This is a genomic window from Chryseotalea sanaruensis (assembly GCF_003990915.1).
Taxonomy (GTDB): Bacteria; Bacteroidota; Bacteroidia; order Cytophagales; family Cyclobacteriaceae; genus Chryseotalea; species Chryseotalea sanaruensis.
In genome coordinates this window covers 100985-125321 of record NZ_BHXQ01000007.1, presented here as the reverse complement: position 1 = coordinate 125321, position 24337 = coordinate 100985, and the positions used below count along the sequence as shown (strand labels likewise).

Sequence of the window (24337 nt, the reverse complement as noted above, 5' to 3'; positions counted from 1 at the left end):
CGCACAAAAATCTGCTGAAGAAAATTCACTAAAAACACTTAAGGAGAAGAATGCTATTTTGGAGAGTATTAGTGATGCCTTTATTGCAGTTGATAACAATTGGATTATTACTTACTGGAACAAGGAGGCTGAAGTAATTTTAGGCAAAACAAGGACTGATGTAATAAACAGAAATCTATGGGAAGTATTTGAAGATGCTGTTGACACTATCTTTTATTATAATTACCACAAAGCAATTCGGGAAGGTGTTTCAATACATTTTGAAGCAAAGTATGATACACTGGATATGTGGGTGGAAATCAGCGCGTATCCTTCTACGGGTGGGTTGTCAGTTTATTTTAAAAATGTAACTGATAGAAAAAGAATAGAACATCAGGTACAACAAATGTATAATGAGCTGGCAGCCCAAACCAAGAAACTGGCTGCATCTAATGCAGAGCTGGAGCAATTCGCTTATGTTGCATCGCATGATTTACAAGAACCCTTACGTATGGTAAGCAGCTTTCTTACGCTATTGGAGAAAAACTATAAAGTACAGTTGGATGATCGCGCTAAACAATACATACATTTTGCTGTAGATGGTGCAGAAAGAATGCGACAGATTATTTTAGATTTACTCGAATACTCAAGGGTTGGTAAATTAAAAAATAAGAAGGAAGCTGTCGATTTAAATGATATTATGCAAGAGCTACTGTTGTTATATCGAACGCAGATCGAAGAAATTAAAGCTGATATTTCTATTCAAAGTTTACCGAAGATTTATGCTTACAAAGCCCCAGTTCGTCAGGTGTTCCATAATATTTTCAGTAATGCAATTAAATACCATAATAAAGCAGTTAAACCCTCAATAGGCATTGAAGTAAAAGAAGAAGAAACGCATTGGCTATTCTCTATTAAAGATAATGGCATTGGTATTAAAGCGGATTATCACGAGAAGATATTTGTTATTTTCCAACGACTTCATGCCAGGAATGAATACCCAGGAACGGGTATGGGCTTGGCTATTTGTAAAAAAATAATTGAAAATATGGGTGGGAAAATATGGGTTACCGCTGAGGAAGGGCAGGGAAGCACTTTTTACTTTACAATAGATAAGAATTGAGTTAATCGGAGATTTACCGCAAAATAATATTAGCTTTAATGCTGAGTTGATGCAGTAATCTATGACTAAAGAAAAACACATTTTAATGATCGAGGACAATGAAGGTGATGTTTTGCTTGCGAAAGAGGCATTAAGCTCTGGTGAAGTTCCTATGAGGATAAGTGTGGCGGGAGATGGTGTAGCTGGTATTGAGTATTTAGAAAATCAAATGCGTAATCCACAACCGGAATTACCAGACCTCATTCTTTTAGATATTAACCTGCCAAAGAAGAATGGTCATGAAGTACTGGAATTTATTAAGACGCATGATTCATTTAAGCAGATACCTGTTGTCATGTTAAGTACCTCTTCTTTGCCTGAAGACATTACCAACTCATATGCAAACCATGCCAATTCATTTGTAACAAAACCATTGGAGTTAGATAACTTTTTGCATGTGGTTTCGCAGGTTGAGCATTTTTGGCTACATGTTGTGAAGTTACCAAGTAAGTAGCAAAATCAGATTAATAGAAAGTATAAGGAGGCCCCTAAAGCTAATATCACACCTAATCCAAGTGAGATAACACATTTACCCATGCAGGTTACATCTTCATCACTGGCCTCATTTTCATCGTCCCATTCCAAATGCTCCTGATATTGGTTAAGACTAATGGTTTTATTGAGTAATTCAGCTGATTTCATACAGTAAAGCTGCTTATTACCGTATTGAAAAACATCAGGGATATGATGATTTTAAATATCAGGGATTCCCTGATATTTAATAGAATTCAGTTTAGCGGTAAAAGAACTTTTATGGAAGTGCCTTCTTCAAGCTTTGATTTAATGACAATTTCACCTTTTAGGAGTTCCACCGCTTTTTTTACAATGGATAAACCTAGTCCGGTACCCGAAATGCTTGAAGTATTACTCCCCCTGTGAAAAGCTTCAAAAAGTTTGGGCATATCTTCATCACTTATGCCTATTCCTTTATCACTAACTTCAAGAATAAGGCTATCATTTGCTGAGATAATTCTAAAACCTATACTCTCTTTTCCTGGTGAGAATTTAATAGCATTAGTTAGCAGGTTAATCAGGATATTGCGTAAGAGTTTCTCATCTGTCTGAATGGTCTCATTTTCGCACGCAAAGATCAGCTCCACACGATGAGAGTTTTTAGTAGAATGCAGAACTTCTTCGTGTATTTTATCAATTAAAGACTTTAACTTAATAGAGGATTTAACCACAGGTATTTTATTCAATTCGGTTCGGCCAGCCATGATCACATCTTCCAACAAGGCAGCCATGTGTACGACCTGCTTCTCTATTTTCTTTAATTTACTTTTGATTTCATCTTTATCAAGTCTCTCGAGGTACTCGTGTAAATAATCAGCGGCAAAGCGAATGGTTGATAGAGGTGTTCTGAATTCATGGGAGGCTATGGCTACGAATTGATTTTTCAGATCTACCAATTGTTTCTCTTTTTTAATGGCTTCTTCCAGCTCTTTTGTTCTTTCTTTTACCAGTGCTTCCAGTTTGTTTCTGGTTATTTCTTCTGCTTTTATAATTAATTCCTGATTGTGCTTGCGTTCAATGGCATAGCGAATTGTTTTCTCTAATAATTTTTCATCGTACTCGCCTTTCACTAAATAATCCTGTGCGCCCTGTTGCAATGTGTTGGCAGTAACCTCTTCATTAACTAAACCAGTGAGAACGATAACAGGGGTATGAGCTGAGAGCGGAAATATTTTTTTAAAGGTACTTATCCCTTCACTATCCGGAAGAAATAAATCCATTAGAATAAGTTTGAAGTCTTCTTGTTTTAAAAGTATCTCAGCATCTGATATTTTTTCGGCATGATAAATTTTATAACGCGGAAGTGTCGTTCTTTTTAGGAATTCCTTTATCAGAAAAAAATCACCTGGATTATCTTCTATTATTAAAATCTTTTGTTCTTCAGGCTTTATTGACATGCGATGGGTAGATCAGGATTTAGGTAACCTGACAATACTGATCCAATAGTCTTCAATGTCAGTTATAATTTGTAAAAACTTATTCAAATCTACAGGTTTAGTAATGAAGCAGTTCGCATGGTTTTTATATGCGGCTGTTATATGTTTTTCAACTGATGAGGTAGTAAGCATTACAATTGGGATTGACTTAAGATCATTTTCATTTTTTATTTCAGTCAAGACTTCTATTCCATCAATCTTTGGCAAATTAAGGTCTAAAAGAATTAGGTCTGGTTTTTCGGCATCGACAAATTTTTCCTGTTTGCGTAAAAATTGAAGTGCCTCCTCTCCATCTCTGACTACAGAAATACGATTTCTAATTTTTCCTGATGCTAATGCCTTACAGGTAAAAGCAATGTCGTCCTCGTTATCTTCTACTAACAAAATATGTATCTCCATAAGATTTTAAACTTTTGAAGAGGCAACCATCAACTTTTAGATCATGGCAGTTGCGGATTGATAGTAATATTTAAATACCTCATTATAAAGCTAACATTCTTAAGTCAGTTTTCAAATTTGTATTTGTATCAGGAAATGGAAAAGTCAACAAGGTTCTTTTTCAGGGTAAAATGGAAGTTACTTCCTTTTCCATGTGCGGACTCTACCCAGATATTTCCACCATGCATTTCTACGATTTTCTTACAGACAGCTAAACCAATGCCACTTCCATTGTAATCTTTAGAGGTATGTAGGCGTTTAAATATTTTAAAGATATCGCGGTAATGCTCTGATTCAATACCAATACCATTATCCTTTACTGAAAAAAAGTAATGATCATTAAATTCTTTTACAGTTATTTCTATTTCTGGTGGTTCGTTACTTTTATATTTTATAGCATTACCAATCAGGTTTTGAAATAATCGGGTGAGTTGAGAGGCATTACCAAGCAGCTGCGGTTGGTTGTCTGGTACGCGAATGGATGCACCATTCTCCTGTATGATAGGAAATAAGTTAGCTAAAGCCTCATCTAATATTGTTTTTATATTACAAATTGAAAAATCCATACCAACGCTTCCCGTTCTTGAAAATGCCAACAGATCTTTAATCATGGTATTCATTCGCTTGGCACCTCCGCTGGCATAATCCATGTATTGCGTAGTCTCTTCATCTAATTTATCTTGAAGGCGCATACGGGTAAGTTGTAAAAAACTACTCACCATTCGCAAGGGCTCGTTCAGATCGTGAGATAAGGCATATACGAATTCCTCCATCTCCATATTCTTAGCGATCAGTTGCTGATTAATAGCCTCAATTTTTTGTTGTGAAGCTTTCAACTCCCGAATATCACGCATGACGGATGAGTAATAAGCTTTTTCGGTTTCGTTGGCTTTATGATAAAGAATTACGTGTGAGACTGGGAATTCTTTTCCAGTAGATGAAACAATTATAGACTCACCCTTCCAATAGCCTTGATCTTTTGCCAATTTCAATGCAGTGTTTTGAATAAAGTCATTAGACGGTTTTGAAAAAAAACTTGTCATTGTAAGATTGTCTGGAATGCTTCTGTGATGCTGCCCGATAATGCCGTACACCGCTTTGTTGAAATAGAGTGGCTTTCCGTTTTCATTAAAAATAATAACAAGGTCTGTTGTTACTTCAATAATGGATCTAAGCCTGCTTTTTTCAGATTCAGCTTTATCTATCTGAGCACTGATAATTCTTGAAAGATAAATGGTAACAAAGGTTACCAATATCATTGCGATAATAACAACGATTGAAATTATGAGTGCTTCGTTTGAAAAATATCTGTTACGCACATAAGTTTGAAAAGTACCACTGGCCAGAATGAGAAATGCTGTAAGTGGTAAGAACGTCCTTAATAAACGTGCATAGGTTTTATTTCCACAGAATAAGAGTAAAGGAAATTGATCATATCCATTGCACATAAAAAGTGTGATGGAGGTAAGCAAAAAACATAATCCTGTAGAAAGAGCAATAGGGATGGTAGTGTCGCCATATAAAATGGGTGTATTATAAAGGTATCCAACTAACACGACCATTGTAATAAAAAACGCAAGCAGCGAAAAAATACCGGATATGATTCCTGCGTATTTTTTAGAACTTTGTAAGAAGAAGAGTGAAAAGGTACTTAGTAGAAAAAGCAATGCTGTAATTGGCGACATTCTACCCATTGGAACAAGTCCAAACATAGTGTTGTTGCTGATCAACTTATCTTCAATGATAAAGCCTGGCACATGCGCAATTACTAATAGAACGTTTACTGATAGGGTGAATAATACTAAAATAATAAATAGTACAAACCACCGAAACTTACTTGCACTATTATAACGCAGACTGATGGCGGTGCTAAACAGTAAGAACGAGGTTGCAGTCATAGGTGCCATCGGAATATAGGCTGTAGAGAAACTGGCAAGCAGTAAATCATCGACTATCCAGCCTACCAATGCGAAAAGTGATAATAATACGGTTATGCCAATACAGATTGTGAATAGCAAAGTTGATATTTTCATACTATTTAGACAGGGTAAAATGAAATGTAGATCCCTGCCCTAAGTTAGAAGTTACCCATATTTCTCCACCATGTTGCGCAACAATTTTTTCGCAAATAGCCAGCCCCAGCCCTGTGCCAGAAATATCTGATTTTTTATGGAGGCGACTAAACATGCCAAATATCCTTTTATGGTCAGGAATGGCAATGCCAATTCCGTTATCAGTAATAGAAACATGCCAATAGTTATGTTTTTCCTGGCAAAGGATTTCAATCTCAGGAGCTTTATCTTTAATCTTAAATTTAATGGCATTACTAACCAGGTTTTGAAAAAGACTGATCATATCGGTCTTGGAGGCGTTTAATGTTGGTAGCTTTTCAGCTACTATTATATTGGCATTCGCTTCATCAATCTGGGTGTGTAAATTTTGTTTAACGTCTTCAATTAATTTGTTAAGATCAATTTGTTCTTTACTTGCTCCTTCTTTACCTACAGATGAGTGATCTAATATATCAAGGATTAGTTGATTCATTCTTTTACTACCATCTAAAGCGATCTCTATGTATTTATTTGCTTCTTCGTTAAGTGTTTGAGAGTAGTTTCTTTTTAATAATCCTATGAAACTTGAGATCATTCTTAAAGGCTCTCTTAAATCATGAGAGGCAACATGGTTTAATTGTTTAAGCTCTTCGTTTGTTTTTTCTATTTTTTTTTGTGATTCCTTAAGTTTTCTGTTTGCTTTCTGTAATTCAAATAGCTTTACAACCTGATTAGCCAGGACTTTAAGTGCATGTAGCTGGGTTGCATTTAGTACTTTAGGTTTTTGATCAATAACACAGAGTGTTCCCAGTGCGTAGCCATGCGGGCTTACAAGTGGTACACCCGTATAAAAAATTATATTAGGGTCATCTTTAACTAGGGGGTTATCTGCAAATCGTCTATCTAGTCTTGCATCGCGCACTTCAAGTATTTGATTTGGATTATTAATGGCGTGAGCGCAAAAGGCATGTTGCCTTGGTGTTTCTTTTCTATCGAGTCCATGATGTGACTTAAACCACTGCCTGTCTGGGTCAACTAAAGTGATTAAGGAAATTGGTGTCTCGCATATTTCTGTGGCGAGTTGTGTAATTTCATCAAAGTTGTCTTCGGGTGCCGTATCCAGCACCTGGTAATCATTGAGCGCCTTTAACCGATCCGTTTCATTTTCAGGTATTGATGGAATAATCATTTTACATCAGTTACAAGTGAAAAACTAAAAATACTTCGTTTGTCTATTTTAAATTTACTTAGAGTATCGCAGCGGCATTTAATTCTTTTCTCACAAATGGCTATGATGATTTTGAATGCATTAATATAAGCAAATTTGAGAGTAGAATACTAAGTTAGTTAGCCAAGAGCATGTAACCTTGTATATTCAAAATTACTCAACGATGTTATACCATCTAAGGGGTTCCCTGATTTATTAAAGATACAAAAGCCCCTGTCGGAATCGAATAATTTGGTCTCCAATTTTGAATCGTCAAACAGTTGGTAGAGTCGCTATATGGTACGCAAGTCCACTAATTATGTTGATGCTGAATGCCGTGAGCTTAAGAGACATAATACTGGATATAAACACATTATTTTATGGTAAGCAAGACTAATTATAAAGTAAGAGGGACAAATGCAATGTTACTCATCATACTTTTCTTGATTTTGGGTGTCTACTCATGCATCGCACAACAAAAGCAAAGGGTTACAGTCATCGGGAATGAAACTTCTTTTGGTATGCATCGTTTTTTTTCTGAGGGCGATGGGTCAGTTTTAAGGGATCTGCATGCATTTAGTAATGGAGTTTCTACTGGTTTTTATGCAGGTAATAGATTGGTAAAAACACGCATACGTGTTGGTTTTTATAATACAGCGTCATATGTTACAGGTGAAGTGCGAATATTAGAGAAGGATCTGTTAATTGATGTCTATCCATTAGAATTTTTTAGAACACATATTAATGTATTAGATGTTTACCTGACAACAGGTGTAAGTCATCATACCTTTTCAGAAAAGGAGTCGTTAAAACCGGGTTACATCAGTACGAGAGAAACAGGAGTACCAACAGCCAGAACTTACCAGGTAGTTGGTATAGGTTTGGCACATTTACCACTTTACTTTAATCGATCAACTTCATTTTTTGCGGAAGTATTGCTTTATAATTCAATAACCTTTAGCAGTAGTCCCGAGTCTAATGTTTTTTTAAATGTTGGAATGAGAAAAAAAGTGGCAAGATTAAGTCGTTGATTATTATGAGATATTTAGATTAGGTACTTATTAGCGTTTCTTTTGCTTCAGCTAATGTGTTTACAAAATTGATTTGTTTGCCTTTATTACTTTCGTAAATGAAGTCTTGAATACTTCTGCCTTCATATTTAGAAAAATCCCCAACGATAGCTAATCGCACACGGTAGTTCGAAAACTTTTGTAGGACTTCACCTGCCATTCTATTTTTAAGATCAAAAAATTCAGGTGTTATATTTTTCTCGTGAATTATAATGCTATCAAAGCCTTCATAGTATAGATTTCCTAATAAGCTTAATCCATCATCCGTATTATTGATAACAAGATTTGCTGAGATGATCTCAGCAACTTTTGAATCTTTTAAGTTATGCGTTTCTATTTTCATTTTAGTGTGTTATTTGCCATTATTAGGTGCTTCACTTACTTATAGTTACTTATCTACTCAACGTCTGTGAGAGGTATTGAGTAGTAATATAATGTATCTTCTAACTATAAGATATCAACCATAATTTTAACGCTATCCACCAAAACGAATAGGCATCACTATTTTTTGTTTAACAGGAACATCCTTTCGTTTCCCCGGAATCCATCTGGGACTGTTTTTAAATACCCGAATGGTCTCAACTTTACACGATTCAGGTAGTTCTATTGTTTCTTGGTTATTGAAATTCGGTGGAAAATTTTTTCTAATAAATTCAGGAGATAACGCCCGCACTGAATCCTTGTCTACATAGCCATCTTTTTTAATGAAGAACTGAACATAAACTGTTCCTTTTACCTTTTGTTTTCTGGCATTTATAGGGGATTCAATGTTCTTTCTTAAATATTCATAAAATTTAGACAAGCCACCAGGAAATTCAGCAGTTTCCTCAACGACCGCAAATGCTTCTTGATTGACTCCGCTTTGGACTAGGGCGCGAATGGTTGCTAATAAAATGAGAAATGATTATATTATTTTTTGCATGTTGCGTATATATAAAATGTAAACGAATTTATTTTGTTAAATTCTTCTCTTCATATGTGTCTTGAATTATTTTACCATCAAAAAAATCAAACTCAATTTGTTTATCTTTTGATGGTGATAATAATTTTATTTTATAAATTTTATCGTTCGACAATGTTGGAAAATTTAAGATGGTATCACCTGTTTTGTAAAGGAATATTTCTGTTATCAATGTATCGTAATAATATAGTGCAGTTCTGAATTGCTGACCAGATTCATAATAACTTTCCGAATTTTGATGTTTAAATCCATCTTTCAAATATGTCTCAGCAGCTTTTGGTCCATGAATAAAGTAGTCGGTTTTTAATTTTAACCCATTGGGTTGATCATAAATAATAGTTTTATAGAGATGTGTTTTGTCTATATGTTTAACAGGTTTATTAAGATGAAAATCAAAAGAACGGAGCGCCCATATTAAACCACCAATTAATAGCGCTGCAATGACAATAGCCATAATTTTACTGAATAATTCACTTGCCCTATCTCTCTTTAGTGCCAGAGCTACTCTTTCCCGCACGTGCTCTAAGTCTTGCTTTTCGTAATTAGTTCCGCGTTTTTTGATTTCATCTTTATAGATTTCTCGAATCGATTTCTTCTTTCCGAGTAAATCCCGGTTGTACTTAATCGTATCATTCATTTGTTTCAGAAATCCTGCACCTAATCCCATATGTTTTGAGGGCCTTGTTCAACAATAAAGTTATTAATTATCCTAAGTGACCTTCCTATTATAATTCCCAGCAACGATGAAGGATGTGGTACTTGAAAACTTAAGTCCACTAATCATTCTCTGCATCAATCCTTATGATTTCCACATTTCAAGAGCGCCACGAAAGCTGCCTCCAATTGAATGCGATAGTCGTTAATGCCAATTTTAGCTGTGTAGATCTACACAATTTTGTGAAAATCGCACATATTTTTCCCTTAAATGTGGGTTTAGATTAAATAATTAGACTAACGGGCAACTTTAATCCGTTTTTGCTCACATTTTTTTAGACTTTGATGCAAAGTAAAATAGACAGTATTCTAGAAACAGCATAGTTAATTAGACTGCGGAGATATGATACTAGATGAATTGTAAAGCGTCAGTAAAAAGCATAACAACAACGAACCAACTAATCGAAATTGGATGAATTATTCCCAAATAAAAGTGAAAATACCAACTCCACATCTAAATCTAGAAAAGACCTTGTATATAGAAATTTATGACACTTCCTGGTAGAATGACTATATATTATTAAAGCACAAGACACCCTTCGAATGGTTTTGTGATTTCAGTCTATTTATTTTTGCTACAGCTCCATGTTTTTGATTTTAAGAATTGTACAATAAATATCTATAAACCCTTTTTATTTAATTACTTATATCAGTAAAGAAATTTTTTCTTAATTTTTCGGTAGAGCTAAATTTCCTTAATCAGTGAAATTGCTATAGCATTATTATCTTTAATAATAAATTTTCCTCTTGACCAAATTTCAAGAAGTATCGAAGTAGCTACTCTTGAAAGGGCTTGGGAATCTGAAAATTTTAACCCATTACTATCTGTTCTCCAGTAATCTGGCGCTTTTTCAAACTTGTCTTTTATTTCTTCTACTGTCAACTCTCTAACATTTATGTTAAGTCTTTTGTAGAATAGATGAGATGCTTCAAACAATTCTAATCGAAATGCCTTTTCGAATTGACAGCATATTATTTGATTTGTAAGATTAGTCGTGTAGAAACTTATAATGGGAATTCCCTTATAATTCCCCATTCTATTTATACCTTCATGATTACTGCTTTCTTGCCATTGAGGCACATAATCTTTACTTTTTAATAAATCTCCCCTATAAGATAGTTCAGGAGGTATAATAATTAAATTAGGACTATATCCACTTTCAGTTAATATATTTAGCGCATTATCAATTGATGAATTTGTTGAGTTGAATTCTGTTGATTCCTTTTTATTTTCTAATATTGTATCAATGAAAGTGTAATCAGTTGCCCTTCCTACGCCAGCTCCAATATCTGTGATACCAACAATTTCTTGATGCCCATTTTCAACAAACATCACTTTCATTCTCTCCAACAAAGTTGATTGACCAAGGTATGTTAATCCAGCTGGGTCTTCTTTAACATCAATTGCTTCAAATTGTTCAAATAGATTAAATGAGTGACATTGCTCTTTCCATGCTTCAGCAAGTGATTGTTTGAATTTTGTTACCAAGGTTTCATCCAACTGTTGACTTTTGACAATCTGAGTTTCATAATTGTCTCGCATTATTTTTAGCTGCTCGAAAAAGTTTTGAACTGGCCTGGCTCGTTCATCAAATAGTTCTAGAAGTTTAGTCGTAACTACTCTTTGGTCGATCACATCTTTAGTATCCGGAGCAAAATGTATTCCGAAAAAATCTTTCCATTTTTCAATGTTCTCTTTATAGTTTTTAAGTAGCTTAACAGCATCTTCGAACAGGAGAAATAGGTCTGGTCGATATGTAATCATATCAATATCAAATTGTATAGAATTAGGACGAAGTAAATGAGCTAACACACCATGCAATATCCAATGCCTTATTGATGGAGGGCTATAGGTTTTACCTGCTTCTCGCTCTGTAAAATCCCAATTATTTAAACCAAAAGTTCCGGATTCTCCATAATCAATTATGTAATTCATATCGTCAATCAGATTTTCGAAAACAAAGTAATTCTGATTTATTTTTTGGTATATAAACTGAAGTTTATCCAACTTAATTCTGTCCATGGAATATAAATAGATAAACCATGACTTGATTGAAAGAGCTACTCTTCTATGCGTGTATTGAAGAAAGAATTGTTTTTCTAGATTAATTTTATATTCTTGAAGAATAGTTGGATTAATTCCAATATTTCTTTGCTTACGGAGAAATTCACTCCGCGGTGAGTTAAGTTGATGTGTATATCTTTCTCCCGACATTTGATTAAATTCACTATATGCTTTTTGTAATTCATCTGAACTTAAGGATTCTGTAATGACATGGAAAAAGGATATAACCCCCAGATAGAATTTTTCAACAACAGCTTTAGCTGTTTTGGAATTTTCAGTTTGTATTAATTTTTCATGTTTATACTTAAGGACGAGCCAATTGGTTTTGAGTGCAATAGACTGTTGCTCTAAAACGATATTTCTAAATTCATTATTGTTTTCAGATATTTTAAAGAAGTGAACTGGCATGAAGTGAAGTTGCTGAAGAATTTCAGTAGCTGATTTTGAAATTGCTTCGTTCCTAGTTCTATTAACAAAAGTAATTATGCTCAATATGGAATCACGCTTTTTGGCGTCATAGGCCTTTTGAAAGGCTGCATAGATATCCCATTGAATAGATTCGATAAGTTGTGAGTGAATCCTGTCATTGGGATCCTCTAAGAAAGATCTAATCATTAGCTGGACGGGTTTGAAAGTATATTGAATATAAATTTTGAAAAATATCAAGTTGGCGCGCTAGTTCTTCTTGATCACCAAGTTCAGCCGCCCTAATTACCATATTTCTTAACTTTTCTCGTTCCGATGCAAACCTCTGATCAGATGTAAGAGTCTTTTGTAAATAGAAGGAAGGGCTTATTGTTAGAGTTGTAATTGATAAATTAGTATTTTGATTTCCTGCATAAAAGAAAACCTCAGCGTTTCTTGGTAAGAATTTATTGATGTAGAGCTCTTGAAATACTTTCTCATTGTTATCACTGGAAAAAGACTTAATTGTCCAGTTGAGAAGAATTAGGTTTATGTCAGAACAATACAAGTCTCTATTATTGGTTAGGGTGATACGATTTAGATTTGCATGATTGATATAATTAAATTGATGCAATCCTTTTGATAGTAAGAATTGATTCATTATAGATTTACTTTTTTTAATATAGTATTCTTGGAATATTACATTGAGGCCGGATCTTATTATTGAATATTTTGATAGATCACTAAGGGTTTTTGAATTGAAGAGTTTTATCAAAGAGGCAAATTGAATGCCTATCATTATGAGTACGACTAGCACAAGATAGCTCGAACTAATTGATAAATTTTTTAGCGATTGAAGCGATATAGAATTTTTAATTAAATTAAGTAATACCATATAAGAAAGGCTAATCAAAGTAACTGATAATCCTAAATAAAGATAGGTTGCACGAACGAGTTCCTCTAGATTTCTTCCTGTTCTTTCCTTAATGATTTCAAAAAGAAATCCGATAACAACAAAACTTAATGCGACAATAGCGCCTGTGTTAGATAGATTCTCACTAATTAGTTCTTTAGAAGATTCCTCACTCAGCTCAATGATGTTTAGCCAAGACCATGGCGTACCTGAAAAATCAAAAGAGAACCTAAAACTAACATATGAAATTACTACAATAGAAGTTAGTGTTGCACCAAATATGAAATATGGTCTATTAACAAAATCTTGAATTCTATTTTTAATGAATATCCAGCTTACAGACCTAACTTTCGCGTCTGATCTAGTCAATGATACGAAAGTTAGTATTCTTAATGATCTGTGTGGTGTTAAAATCGTGAAGATTCTATTTATTAAATTCGACAGAGATATTACCATATATGTTTTTGTAGGATAGTCGCGATAGAATTGTTTAATAGGTTGACAAAAATTTTAAAGTTTTAATTCACGATCAGTATATTCTGATAATCCTTTATCAAAGTATTCCTTAGCTTTTAAAAAATCCTTATCATCTGTTAGTGGCGCAGAGTTACAAATTGAGTGATACTCTGAAGAGAATTCATCGAGCCTCTTGATTAGTTGCTCACCATTCAACAACTCATCAACATAGGCTGCTTCAGCAATACGTGTTTTTTTATAAAGAAGGTTTACTGAGTTTCCAACAACCTCGTGCTTTGCTGATAGCTCTATTTTGGAGTTATGGTCAGAAAAGGTAGTAGAATAGAGCATCAAAAATCCACCTAGTGCACCAAGTAGGTTTACAACTACTTGAATGTAAGTTGTATCTATATTAATGTGTTCCCAGACGCCGATATTCATGATAGTTGAAAACGAGGCTGATATTGTGCCAGCAATCAAGAATATTCTAAAGCGATTTGCCTCGGAATGGACTCTTCTTGCGGCATTAAAATGTGTATTTTTTTTGTAAATGCAATCAACTTTTAGTTTTTGAAGTGCTTTTAATGTCTCTTGTCCCATTGTTTTGGATAATGTTTAATCATTAATTTTCTGAAATTAGAATCTGTGTGTGAGTTAACTGCCACAACCTTGAGTTAACATGTAAAAACAGACTACCGATTCATCTAACTTTTAGTTGTATAGCCCCAATATTCTGTATACAACTTCGGTTGCTTTATCTTGATTATCTCTTTTAAGGTACTCCTGAATCCAATTGGCATTGTTCTTTAATGTATAAACTTTTTTCTTTTGGTATTCAGGTAGCCCATATTCTGATAGCTTATCTATGGCATACAAGAACCCTGTTTGGTAATTATCGCCTCCAAAGTTCATATCGGCTATTAACTGTTCTAAGTAAAACGATTCATATGGGTAATCATTAAAAGCGTTCCATCTTTTTAAAAGACGGATGATGGGTTTTACGATTGAATTATAACTATTATTGGCTTGCGTCAATTTTTCGTTGAAACCTTTTGGATCAGTTTCCATCCAACTCCCGGATTTACTTGGAATTTGAAAGCTAGAACTCCAAAATGTACTATTTACAATGCAAGGCACAAGGTCAAACTTGATACTACTCATTTCAAGTACAACTGAAGGGTGACTTTTAATAACGGTTGACGTAAAATATCTTTCCTCTGCGAATCTCCTTAGTTGATTGCGATACGTTTCTGGTGTGAATTCTATTTGGGATTGATTGAAAATTATTAGTATATCAATGTCAGAATCTTCATCAAATTTTCTAGGCAGTATTGTGTCTCTTTTAAACGAGCCAAATAGAAGAATATCTTTTACATTATTGGTAAAATAGTCTTTGATGCTAACTTTGAAATTGGCAATTCTAGTCTCAATGTTTTCTCTTTCTTTTGAGTCATATTTGATAAAAAGATTCCCTGCAATCTTTTGAAGAACGTAGTTTATTGTAGCCATAGGAGAGCCATCTAATATTTCGGTAATAAGATAATAATTTGACGGAATATTCCATTGCGTTCAGCCCTTTGTTTTTAAGTAATCAATTATTTGCGACAGTAAATGACATGTCCCTTAAGTATTTTTATTCTATAAACCATCTTTTAAATATGCCATTCAACATAATAGGTGCCTGATACCTTTCTCAGGCTTTTACGAGTGGATGCATGTGGGCAAGTTTAAGTACCCTCATTATATTTATTTGTAGAACCTCAAGACTTTCTCTGTTGCAGGCATCTATGAGCGCTGGGTTGATAAAGAAACAGGGGAGGAGATTGAATCTGTTTCGATATTGACGACAAAGACAAATTCATTGATGGAGAAGATCCACAACACAAAGAAATGTATGCCTGTTATTATTCTATGTGAATATGAAAAATACTATTTGAATCCTAACCTAACAAAGGAAGATGTATTAGCCTTATGTGCACCAATAGACGATCAGTTAATGGATTCGCATACGGTAAGTAAATTAATCACAACTCGTGGAACACATAAAAGTGTCCCTGATGTAATGGAAAGGCTTAAATATCCGGAATTGGAAAATGCAGACTGATACAGTATGTCTTTGCATATATTTTCTGTTTTCAAATAATGTGATAACAAACCTTTTGTATTTATAGTATTATGATACTTTAGGGTTTTCCTTTAAATGTTCTTTAAGTGATTTTCTCAGGATTGGTATATTTCTTGGACTCCCTTCAATGGCTTCAAAGAATCGTATTTGCTGCTCTTCATTGAGACTTATTTTCATGCTAACTGATTTATTACCAGCCTTTAGTAATCCAGCTTTTGTTGTACTGGAAGGACCTTCTTTGGATATAATCGCTGAGTTGCTTGAATAAATCTTTCCCTTTTTTTTGATCTTAGCCATAATTGAGTAAATAATACCTTTGGGTATTTATTTTGCTCAATAAATTTAGCTAGAATTCTTGAAAGTTATATGGTACAAAAAGGAAATACTTTAACCTTAGCCTAATAGTGGTCAGATTCATTCCTAATTAGTTAATACCTTTATTAGCATGAAGTTCATTTTAATCAGTGATACCCATAATCGGCATGAAAAGCTCAAGGTCCCGGAAGGGGATGTTTTACTACATGCGGGGGATATTACTGGGGCGGGTTCACTAAAAGATACCCTAGGATTCTTTCGATGGTTTGGAAACTTACCACATCAACATAAGATCTTCATTGGCGGTAATCATGATTTTCTTCTAGAGAATACCTCTTTTGATCTAATGCAATATTTGCCTGCTGGCGTAACATATCTTCAAGATACTCTTATTGAAATTGGTGGTATTAAGATATATGGATCACCTTATACGCCAGAATTTTTGAATTGGGCTTTTATGAAAAAAAGAGGGGCAGAAATAAAAGCTATTTGGGATAAAATACCTGATAGAATTGATGTGTTGGTGACCCATGGACCTCCTTTTAAAATTCTGGACATGACTAGCAAGGATGTTAATGTTGGCTGCGAGGATCTCTTGGATAAGGTATTTAAGATTAAACCAAAAATGCATGTGTTTGGACATATTCATGAGGACTATGGAATGCAAGAAATGAAAGGCATAAAATTCTTTAATGCAAGTGTACTCAATCATTACTATGAATTAGTTAATCCTCCATTTGTTGTCGAACTATAATAAGCAAATTGATATTTCCCATGTTTACATTTTATCATTACAATTGTTAACTCAAGTATGCCTACACCTGTCCATTAACTCAATTATATCATTTTTTATCAATTTGACAAGTTGGGTGTTAGAGTTGATGCAAAACATTCAATAATTCAACATGCGTCAATTAATATATTTTCACTATTTGAAATAAGTGTTGCACAACAAGTAACGATTAGTATTTTTCACTAAGTATTATCCTGGTATGCAGGCACCTTTTCACCTTTAGGATTTTCGAAGCTTTGGAGTCCTTGTTTACATTTTTGAAAAATTTCGTGAGGTATCCATAGGTGTAATCTCTAAATTTTCTTTTAAGCTCTTTTTAAATTATTTTCTTTTTAATATATTTAATTAAGTGATTGGAGGATCTCCCAGGTCTTTCATTCGTTTTTTCGTTTTGCAGCAACATTAAAAACCCCCTTTATGAATGCTCTAACAGATAATCCGTACTACCGTTATTTACGTGGTTATGCGCTTGACCCAGGATTCAGTACACAGTTAAGCACAATGACTATAAACGAAGTGAATTACAAAATTCGTTGGGAACAAGTTCTGCCTGGACCGATTGGTGAGTATGTGGAAGTTATTGATATAGATCCTGCGAGTGATTGCTACTACGAGCCCATTGATTTAAACGCGCAAAATGTTTTGAGTCAAGGAGGACTTACACCAAGTGAGGGTAATCCACAATTTCATCAGCAAATGGTGTATGCAGTGGTAATGAAAACTATCCATCATTTCGAGCATGCTTTAGGTAGAAAAATAATATGGCGTGATAGGGATTTCAAAGATGCAGGGAGTATAAAATTACAGTATGTTGAAAAGCTTCGGGTACATCCCCATGCCCTTAGAGATGCCAATGCTTATTACGATCCTGATAAAATTGCCCTGCTTTTCGGTTACTTCACTGCATCAGACCAATCGAATGGCACAAATTATCCAGGTGGTGTTGTATTTACTTGTTTATCGCCTGATATTGTAGCACACGAGACTACCCACGCGATACTCGATTCAATTCATAATCGATTTATTGAAAATACAAATCCAGACGTTGGAGCCTTTCACGAAGGCTTTTCAGACATTGTAGCTCTTTTACAACGATTCACTTTTCCTGAATTAGTTCAACATCAACTAGCAATTACAGAAGGACGCCTTGATCGATTCAGTGTTTTAGGGGAATTAGCAACTCAATTTGGTCAAGCCATTGAAAACGAAAGGGGTGCACTTCGAGGTGCTATTGGAAAAATAAATCCTCAAACAGGAAAATGGGAAAAACTCGAACCTAATCCTACTGACTATAAAATGACGAAGGAACCACACGATAGAGGTTCTCTTTTAGTTGCAACAATTTTTGATGCATTCCAAAGGATCTATCAGCACAAAACACAAGATCTTATTAGAATTGCTACCAATGGTTCAGGTATCCTTCCACAAGGAAGTATCAACCACGATCTTGTCAAACGTTTGGCTTCTGAGGCCTGTGAAATAGGGGAACATTTATTACATATTTGTATTCGAGCCTTAGATTACTGTCCACCTTTTGACATAACTTTTGGTAATTACCTACGCGCGCTTATTTCAGCAGATCTTGATATAGCTCCTGAGGATGAAAATGGTTATCGGATTGCATTGATCGAGGCATTTAGAGCCAGAGGAATCTTTCCAGACAGGGTTAATACTATGTCAGTTGAAAGCCTACGGTGGTCAAGACCTAATTTTACAAAATCAGAGGATGCAGCTTTTCAGACGATTGCTGACTTTCTAGAACCTGGCGTAAATGACCTGCTCAAGCTTACTGATCGAAAGGAGATACATTCTGCCAGTAAAAAATTACAAGCAAAGCTACACGACTTCCTAGGTGGTGAAAATCCCGAATTCAATAAAGACGAATGGGAGGAATCGTTAATGAATAAATTGGGTCTAACCTCGGAACCGATTAAACTACGATTTGATGGTAAAACACACACGCTGCAAGCTCCACCGCTACAAGTTCACCAGATAAGACCTACGTATAGAGTAGGAAGGGAGGGAAGGCAAATTCAACAAGTGATCATCTCTTTATCGCAGACAGTCAAGGTGCCGGTTCGAGGTAAGGAAAAAATTATCTTCAGGGGCGGGTGTATGCTAATTCTAAGTCTTGGAAATCTTAGAAAAGTGGAGTACGTGATTCTTAAAAACATTCGAAGTCAGCGTAGGTTCGATATGCAAGTCGCCTACCAAAAATCCCAAGAGGACTTTAGCATGAATCTTTCAACTTATCAATCGGAACAAATGGATCCACAAGACATAAGTTTCAAACAACTTCATTTTCATTCACATTAAACTTTGACACATGGCAACTAGCGTAAGTGTAAAAATGTACAAGATGGGAGAACTTGGAGACTGTTTCTTGCTATCTATTAAGCACGAAGATACTTTAAAGCATATGCTCATTGATTGCGGTTCATTTCGTAATGGAGAAGAATCAAAAGAAAGAATTAGAAAAATTGTTGCGGACATACAAGATAAAGTTAAATCCAATGGTCTAGATATAGTGGTTGCCACACACCAACATAATGATCATATCAGTGGATTTGTACATGCAGAAGATATGTTTGAACAAATTGGCATTGATCAAGTTTGGCTGTCTTGGCTTGACAATCCAAGAAATAAGCAGGCAAGTCGTATTGAGGAAAATCATTTGAATTTAAGAAACCAATTAAGTGAAGCATCTCAGAAATTAGCAGAATTGGCTAAAACTAAAACTGGTCGTCTTGCCTCAAATCAAACGGCTCTTAAAATGCATGCGACTCATCAGTTGATTGATGATGTTATGGGCTTTTTTGGTGCTGCACCAAAGTTACCAGCGCAGGGCATTAAAATTCTTAAATCAATTGGGGAGAAACCAGTGAAATACTTGTCTCCTGGTGAATTGAAACAAATTCCTGGTATTCCATTATCTGCAATTCGAGTTCATGTGCTTGGACCTCCGAAGGACGAAGATTTACTATATCGTAAAGATCCCAGAAAGGATGAATCGTATGATCATAAATTACATAGCCTGAATATGATGGCCTTTCATTTTTTGCGTGCATTAAACAATAAGACCTCAAGTTTAGATAAAGAAGAAGAGCAATTTCCATTTAATGCAAGTTTTAAGGTTCAATTAAGCCAGAGTAGACAATTCTCAAAGGCAATGTCAAAGGTCGACAGTGTGTATAAATCGCGGCATAATGCATGGCGAAATATTGACAACGATTGGTTAGACCAAGCGGCTCGCTTGGCTTTGTACATGGATACATTTACTAATAATAGTAGCCTTGTTTTAGCTATTGAGTTAGTCAAAAGTGGCAAGGTGCTCCTTTTTGCTGGCGATGCTCAAATTGGTAATTGGCTTTCTTGGGAAGATATAAAATTTAAAGACAAGAATACGACCACAGAAAGTTTACTCTCTCGAACTGCACTCTATAAGGTTGGTCACCATGGTAGCCATAATTCAACTCTGAAGGATGCCTTTGAAAAAATGACTAGTGACGAGCTAGTAGCTATGATACCCGTTGATAAATCTGATCCAAATATTTCCAAGACAAATGGCTGGAAGATGCCTGCACAGAATCTTTTTCAACGCTTGAAGGAAAAGACTGATAATCGGGTTCTCCGTATGGATGAGGGCTTTGCAGAGGGATGTAATCCAAAAGGCGATAAGGAAGTTAAAAACGCGTGGAGTAAAGTAGGAGAAGTAAAAATCACTCCTTTATTTGTTGAATATATAGTAGAATAATCAAATGGAAGAGAATGAAAAACCTGCAGCCCGACTCGGTTTAGCATTGTCAGGCGGTGGCTATCGCGCAGCCGCCTTTCATCTTGGCACATTAAGGACAATGAATAAATTGAATATCCTTAAAAAAATTACTGTCCTCTCAACCGTCTCAGGAGGTTCAATCGTAGGTGCCGCTTATGTACTAGCAAGTCAAACAAAATCTTATCCTGAATTCGAATCGAATTTTATTCTAAAGCTTAAAAAAGGGGTAGTGAAGCGTATTCTCACATCTTTTACATTTATTGTGATTGGAATATGTCTCACTTTATGGCTTGGTCTTATGGTATATTTCCAGTTTACGAGTTATCCTTGGATTAGTATACTTATGGCATTGGCGTTTCTACTTTTGATTATATTTCATCAGTTTAGCATTTTTCCTGTAAGTAGTATTATTGAAAGAATTTATAATGATATTTTCTTTGAAGGTTTAACATTACCTGAGCTTCCAGATGAGCCAATTTTGGCAATTAATAGCACCAATCTCGAAACTGGTAGGCAGTTTACATTTTCTAAATATAGAATGGCTGACTCTACTTATGATTACTCATTCAAAGGAGCCCCTATTAAATTTACACCGAAGGGATTTCCAATATCTCGAGCTGTAATGGCTTCAAGTTGTGTACCTTTTGCATTTACCCCGATCCCAATATCTGCTCAGTTTTTTATTGATGTAGCAGATATGAAGAGAGTGAAACCTAGATTAATTGATGGTGGGGTGTTTGATAACCAGGGAATGCACAAGCTTACTTCTAAAACCAGCGCATACAATTGTAATATTGTTATCACTAGCGATGCAGGCAACAAAATGCCTTTTCAGAGTTCTTATAAGAATGTTTTTACACTATTAGTCCGGACTGTGGATATTTTCATGAATCGGATTAAAAAGACGCAGATGATGGATAATCTGTATAATGATGTCATAACCAAAGAAAATGAAATTGTATTCATTTCGCTTGGATGGGATTTAGAAGAATGTATTCCTGGATTTGTGTATAATCTTAGTAACAAAAATATAAAGCAAAGCCTTATTGAGGCACACCAAATTCCCATGGAGTATCTTGATCCACATAATGAGTCTGCAATTCTGACTTACATGGAGGAAAGGGTAGGATATAAAGAGTTATTAAAGCGAAAGCAAGAAAATTCAAAATTAGAGATAGCACGTAAAGTAGGTACTAACCTAACAGCATTATCAGATACTCAAATTAGAGCGCTAGTTAATCAATCTGAAATTTTGGCTGAACTTCAGATTAAATTATACTGCCCATCAATTTTGGTGTAGGAATCACTGGATTCTAATTGGGGTCTTTAATGATAAAATTTAAGCCTTTTCTGAAAGTAATTCAGATTGTAAAAATCTCTCTTCTACAAGGTTTCAAGTAATTGTTCGATTTCCCACATCATATGCAAAATAGACTCTTGGGAATGAAATGTATGACCCTCATTAGGAAAAATAACTAGCCTTGCTTCACCATTATTAGCAATAATCGCTTGATAGAATCTTTCACTTTGAAGCGTAGGCGTTCCAGGATTATTATCCAACTCTCCATGCATTAGTAGAATTTTGCCAGATAGTAAATTAACGTAATTGAAGGGTGATAATTTTTGATAGACTTCTTGAGCTTTCCAGTAAGTTCTATTTTCATTTTGGAATCCAAACGGAGTAAGAGATCTATTATAGGCGCCACTAATTGCAATACAAGCCTTAAATAATTTGGTATGCACCATTAAATTTGCCGCTAAAAATGCACCGTAGCTATGCCCTCCAATTGCTATTCTATTAGGATCTATATATCCACAATTATTAGCGTATTCTACTAATGATTTTGCATTCATGGTTATTTGCTCAATAAAGGAATCGTTGGGTTCATTGTCAGAATCACCAAGGACAGGGAAGCTTGCATTGATGATTATAGCATAACCTTTTAATGCCAAAGGGTAATGACTATCCCAATTAATTTTAAAGTATTTATTCCAGGATTGACTTTTATTTTCTGCGCTGCTTTTATCTTTATATTCTTTGGGGTACGCCCAAATTAAAGTTGGTAATGGAGGATCTCCAATTCTGAATGTTTCAGGTAAAAAGATTTCTGCTGAAAGTGAAACACCATCACTTCTCTTATATCTTAAAACTTGATTTTTAATCTTATCGAAATTTTTGTGTAAGTTTTGATAGTTGGTTAAATTTTTTTCTTGGCCTGTTACAATATTAATTATGAAAAGATTTGGATATTCATAATTGGACTCTCTAGATACCAATATCTCATTATTTTCTATGTCAATAAAATCGATGAAGTTTTCTTTATAATTCTCGTTACTCTTCCAGATAATTTCTGAGCTATCATTTTTAAGTGATATTTTTTGTAGAATTGAGAACTCAACTTGATTTAATACAGTTTTACATATAAAATACACGAAATTATCTTCATCAAAGAGTAAAACCTTTTGACCTAAATTGTTTTGAATCGTTAATGGTTTCCCAAGCTCTATAGTTGAATTTTCAAATGGTCTTATAAAATCCATAGTTTTTTTATCTCCTGTTTGGGGATTTAAATGGTATATCTGAAGTTTTTTTGTTTCCCACCACCATTCATAGACAATAGAAATATCTTGGTTACCCCAATAGATACCACCAAACCTCAATGGTAGTGAGGCTATTTTCTCAGCTTCAGTATTAAAGGGTGCATCTAGATTAAATATGTGATCTTGGTCAATAGTTTGTAAATCTTGGTTATTAGAATCTTTTGCTCTAATCCAGAAAATTGTTGCTGGTTTATCACTTCGCCATCCGTGATCACGCGGTTCATAGGTTGTAGAACTATAACTTATTTTAACTTTATTATAAGCTTTACTTTTATGAAGTTCACAGACTAATTTCCCCAATTGATCAATTATCTCTATTTTAGATGGGAACAATTCAAAATTAGTTGTGTATGAGAATGGTTTATACAAACTTTTTATCAATATATAATTATTGTCAGGTGAAACTGAAAATGATGAAATTATCGATGGTGGATAAATCCTAATACTAGTTGATGAATCAATAAGTTTCATCATTTGCGACATGCCGTAAAATTCAAACAGAAACTCATCATTTTCATTTTTTAAAAAATCCTTATTTGATTTGCGAATATCAAATCCTTCAATGGAGTTATACTCAAGAGGACCATTCGGAATTAAATTCTTATTTTGAGGTTCTTTACCAAAATTCAAAGGTGTCAAATAGATTATCATGTTCTGATTTACCCATGTATATCCATTGTTGAAAATCGTGTGCAGTGGATATTCAGATGCCTGATATGCATTTAATTCATTAATTGAGATAAGCCATAGAATAGATTTATCTGGCTCATTCTGCTGAAAAGCGATTTTACTGCTGTCTGGAGAGAAAGAGACGTTATTAATTTTGATCCGATTTGGTAAATTATTAATAATAAACTCTTTTCTACTATCAACTTCTATAAGTTTAATATTTGAAAAGAACGTTGACTTATATCTGGTAAATGTTTTTGTCTGAATTTCTATTCCAGCCAGACCAACTTTTGGTTGGGAAATATCTTCAATTCTTGAGAATTTTATTCCCTCAAGAATGATCAACCATCTTTTATTTTCGGAGAGTAGATATTTTCTGTTTATAGGTTCTTCAAAAAATGATGAGATAATTTTTTCTGGCTTTTTATAAAAAGTCATATTTGGGAGATGTTTATTCTAATTATAACAAATGATATTTTCATTAAAGTTTAGAATTTATACGTCTTAAACCTCAGTGAATGTTAGGTATTTCTACTCATTCCTCGGTAGAATTTTATATGATACTTGATATCAGATAAGTGTGATCAATTTATAGGGTCAATCTATTAGTCCAATTTTCATATTAATTAGTTCAAGGTTCAAAATAATCTTTACTCGCTTAAAGCAATGGTTGTAATTTAACCTACAAT

At 34.4% G+C, this 24337-nt stretch carries 21 protein-coding genes and 1 pseudogene; 8 read left to right on the top strand and 14 right to left on the bottom strand.

The features are described 5' to 3' along the window. Window positions 1-58: 58 nt before the first annotated feature. Window positions 59-1102, top strand: a complete 1044-nt coding sequence (locus SanaruYs_RS17600) for a sensor histidine kinase (RefSeq protein ID WP_127123920.1) — start codon at window positions 59-61, stop codon at window positions 1100-1102. Window positions 1103-1163: 61 nt separating this feature from the next. Next, the gene (locus tag SanaruYs_RS17595; RefSeq protein WP_127123919.1) at window positions 1164-1595 is read left to right on the top strand and encodes a response regulator; all 432 of its coding nucleotides are present in this window, start codon (window positions 1164-1166) and stop codon (window positions 1593-1595) included. A gap of 5 nt (window positions 1596-1600) precedes the next feature. Here SanaruYs_RS17595 and SanaruYs_RS17590 read toward each other — a convergent pair whose 3' ends face one another. The 5 genes from SanaruYs_RS17590 to SanaruYs_RS17570 all read right to left on the bottom strand — a co-directional run bounded on the left by SanaruYs_RS17590 (window position 1601) and on the right by SanaruYs_RS17570 (window position 6768). Next, window positions 1601-1783 carry a hypothetical protein gene (locus tag SanaruYs_RS17590; RefSeq protein WP_127123918.1) on the bottom strand — a complete coding sequence of 61 codons (183 nt, stop codon included), beginning with the start codon at window positions 1781-1783 and terminating at the stop codon, window positions 1601-1603. An 86-nt stretch (window positions 1784-1869) separates the two neighbouring features. Beyond that, entirely contained in the window at window positions 1870-3051 is a 1182-nt protein-coding gene (locus SanaruYs_RS17585; protein ID WP_127123917.1) for a hybrid sensor histidine kinase/response regulator, read from the bottom strand. 12 nt (window positions 3052-3063) lie between these two features. After that, window positions 3064-3489 (bottom strand): response regulator, encoded by a 426-nt coding sequence (locus SanaruYs_RS17580; protein WP_127123916.1) that lies wholly within the window; start codon window positions 3487-3489, stop codon window positions 3064-3066. A gap of 128 nt (window positions 3490-3617) precedes the next feature. After that, window positions 3618-5561, bottom strand: a complete 1944-nt coding sequence (locus SanaruYs_RS17575) for a sensor histidine kinase (RefSeq protein ID WP_127123915.1) — start codon at window positions 5559-5561, stop codon at window positions 3618-3620. Between the two features lies 1 nt (window position 5562). Further along, window positions 5563-6768: a sensor histidine kinase gene (locus SanaruYs_RS17570; RefSeq protein ID WP_127123914.1), complete on the bottom strand. Its 1206-nt coding sequence runs from the start codon at window positions 6766-6768 to the stop codon at window positions 5563-5565. 398 nt (window positions 6769-7166) lie between these two features. Between SanaruYs_RS17570 and SanaruYs_RS17565 the strand changes: the two genes are divergently transcribed. Beyond that, the gene (locus SanaruYs_RS17565; protein ID WP_127123913.1) at window positions 7167-7817 is read left to right on the top strand and encodes a hypothetical protein; all 651 of its coding nucleotides are present in this window, start codon (window positions 7167-7169) and stop codon (window positions 7815-7817) included. 19 nt (window positions 7818-7836) lie between these two features. On the opposite strand, the gene SanaruYs_RS17560 is transcribed toward SanaruYs_RS17565, so the two are convergent. The 7 genes from SanaruYs_RS17560 to SanaruYs_RS17530 form a co-directional block, all read right to left on the bottom strand. Beyond that, on the bottom strand, window positions 7837-8199 hold the full coding sequence (locus tag SanaruYs_RS17560) for a DUF4180 domain-containing protein (RefSeq protein WP_127123912.1): 363 nt from the start codon (window positions 8197-8199) through the stop codon (window positions 7837-7839). 132 nt (window positions 8200-8331) lie between these two features. Then, window positions 8332-8658 carry an energy transducer TonB gene (locus SanaruYs_RS17555; RefSeq protein WP_127123911.1) on the bottom strand — a complete coding sequence of 109 codons (327 nt, stop codon included), beginning with the start codon at window positions 8656-8658 and terminating at the stop codon, window positions 8332-8334. A gap of 148 nt (window positions 8659-8806) precedes the next feature. Next, window positions 8807-9484 (bottom strand): hypothetical protein, encoded by a 678-nt coding sequence (locus SanaruYs_RS17550; protein ID WP_127123910.1) that lies wholly within the window; start codon window positions 9482-9484, stop codon window positions 8807-8809. A 732-nt stretch (window positions 9485-10216) separates the two neighbouring features. Continuing rightward, window positions 10217-12211 carry a hypothetical protein gene (locus SanaruYs_RS17545; RefSeq protein ID WP_127123909.1) on the bottom strand — a complete coding sequence of 665 codons (1995 nt, stop codon included), beginning with the start codon at window positions 12209-12211 and terminating at the stop codon, window positions 10217-10219. Then, the gene (locus tag SanaruYs_RS17540; RefSeq protein ID WP_127123908.1) at window positions 12204-13283 is read right to left on the bottom strand and encodes a hypothetical protein; all 1080 of its coding nucleotides are present in this window, start codon (window positions 13281-13283) and stop codon (window positions 12204-12206) included. Before SanaruYs_RS17540 ends, SanaruYs_RS17545 begins: the two co-directional genes overlap by 8 nt. Window positions 13284-13424: 141 nt before the next feature. Further along, window positions 13425-13970, bottom strand: coding sequence for an SLATT domain-containing protein (locus SanaruYs_RS17535; RefSeq protein WP_127123907.1), 546 nt, complete (start codon window positions 13968-13970; stop codon window positions 13425-13427). 111 nt (window positions 13971-14081) lie between these two features. Beyond that, window positions 14082-14879: an SMODS domain-containing nucleotidyltransferase gene (locus SanaruYs_RS17530; RefSeq protein WP_127123906.1), complete on the bottom strand. Its 798-nt coding sequence runs from the start codon at window positions 14877-14879 to the stop codon at window positions 14082-14084. 142 nt (window positions 14880-15021) lie between these two features. Between SanaruYs_RS17530 and SanaruYs_RS17520 the strand changes: the two are divergent. Then, window positions 15022-15474, top strand: a pseudogene (locus SanaruYs_RS17520) (SOS response-associated peptidase); the annotation flags it as partial. 69 nt (window positions 15475-15543) lie between these two features. Here SanaruYs_RS17520 and SanaruYs_RS17515 read toward each other — a convergent pair. After that, complete coding sequence (locus SanaruYs_RS17515; RefSeq protein ID WP_127123904.1) at window positions 15544-15792, bottom strand: hypothetical protein; 249 nt, start codon at window positions 15790-15792, stop codon at window positions 15544-15546. 148 nt (window positions 15793-15940) lie between these two features. Between SanaruYs_RS17515 and SanaruYs_RS17510 the strand changes: the two genes are divergently transcribed. The 4 genes from SanaruYs_RS17510 (at window position 15941) to SanaruYs_RS17495 (ending at window position 21678) form a co-directional block, all read left to right on the top strand. Then, entirely contained in the window at window positions 15941-16564 is a 624-nt protein-coding gene (locus SanaruYs_RS17510) for a metallophosphatase domain-containing protein (RefSeq protein ID WP_127123903.1), read from the top strand. 456 nt (window positions 16565-17020) lie between these two features. Beyond that, entirely contained in the window at window positions 17021-18919 is a 1899-nt protein-coding gene (locus SanaruYs_RS17505; protein ID WP_127123902.1) for a gluzincin family metallopeptidase, read from the top strand. 10 nt (window positions 18920-18929) lie between these two features. Continuing rightward, entirely contained in the window at window positions 18930-20357 is a 1428-nt protein-coding gene (locus tag SanaruYs_RS17500) for a ComEC/Rec2 family competence protein (RefSeq protein ID WP_127123901.1), read from the top strand. A 4-nt stretch (window positions 20358-20361) separates the two neighbouring features. Then, window positions 20362-21678 carry a patatin-like phospholipase family protein gene (locus SanaruYs_RS17495; RefSeq protein WP_127123900.1) on the top strand — a complete coding sequence of 439 codons (1317 nt, stop codon included), beginning with the start codon at window positions 20362-20364 and terminating at the stop codon, window positions 21676-21678. Between the two features lie 83 nt (window positions 21679-21761). Here the strand turns inward: SanaruYs_RS17495 and SanaruYs_RS17490 are convergent, their stop codons facing one another. Next, on the bottom strand, window positions 21762-24086 hold the full coding sequence (locus SanaruYs_RS17490; RefSeq protein WP_127123899.1) for an alpha/beta hydrolase family protein: 2325 nt from the start codon (window positions 24084-24086) through the stop codon (window positions 21762-21764). Between the last annotated feature and the right edge of the window lie 251 nt (window positions 24087-24337).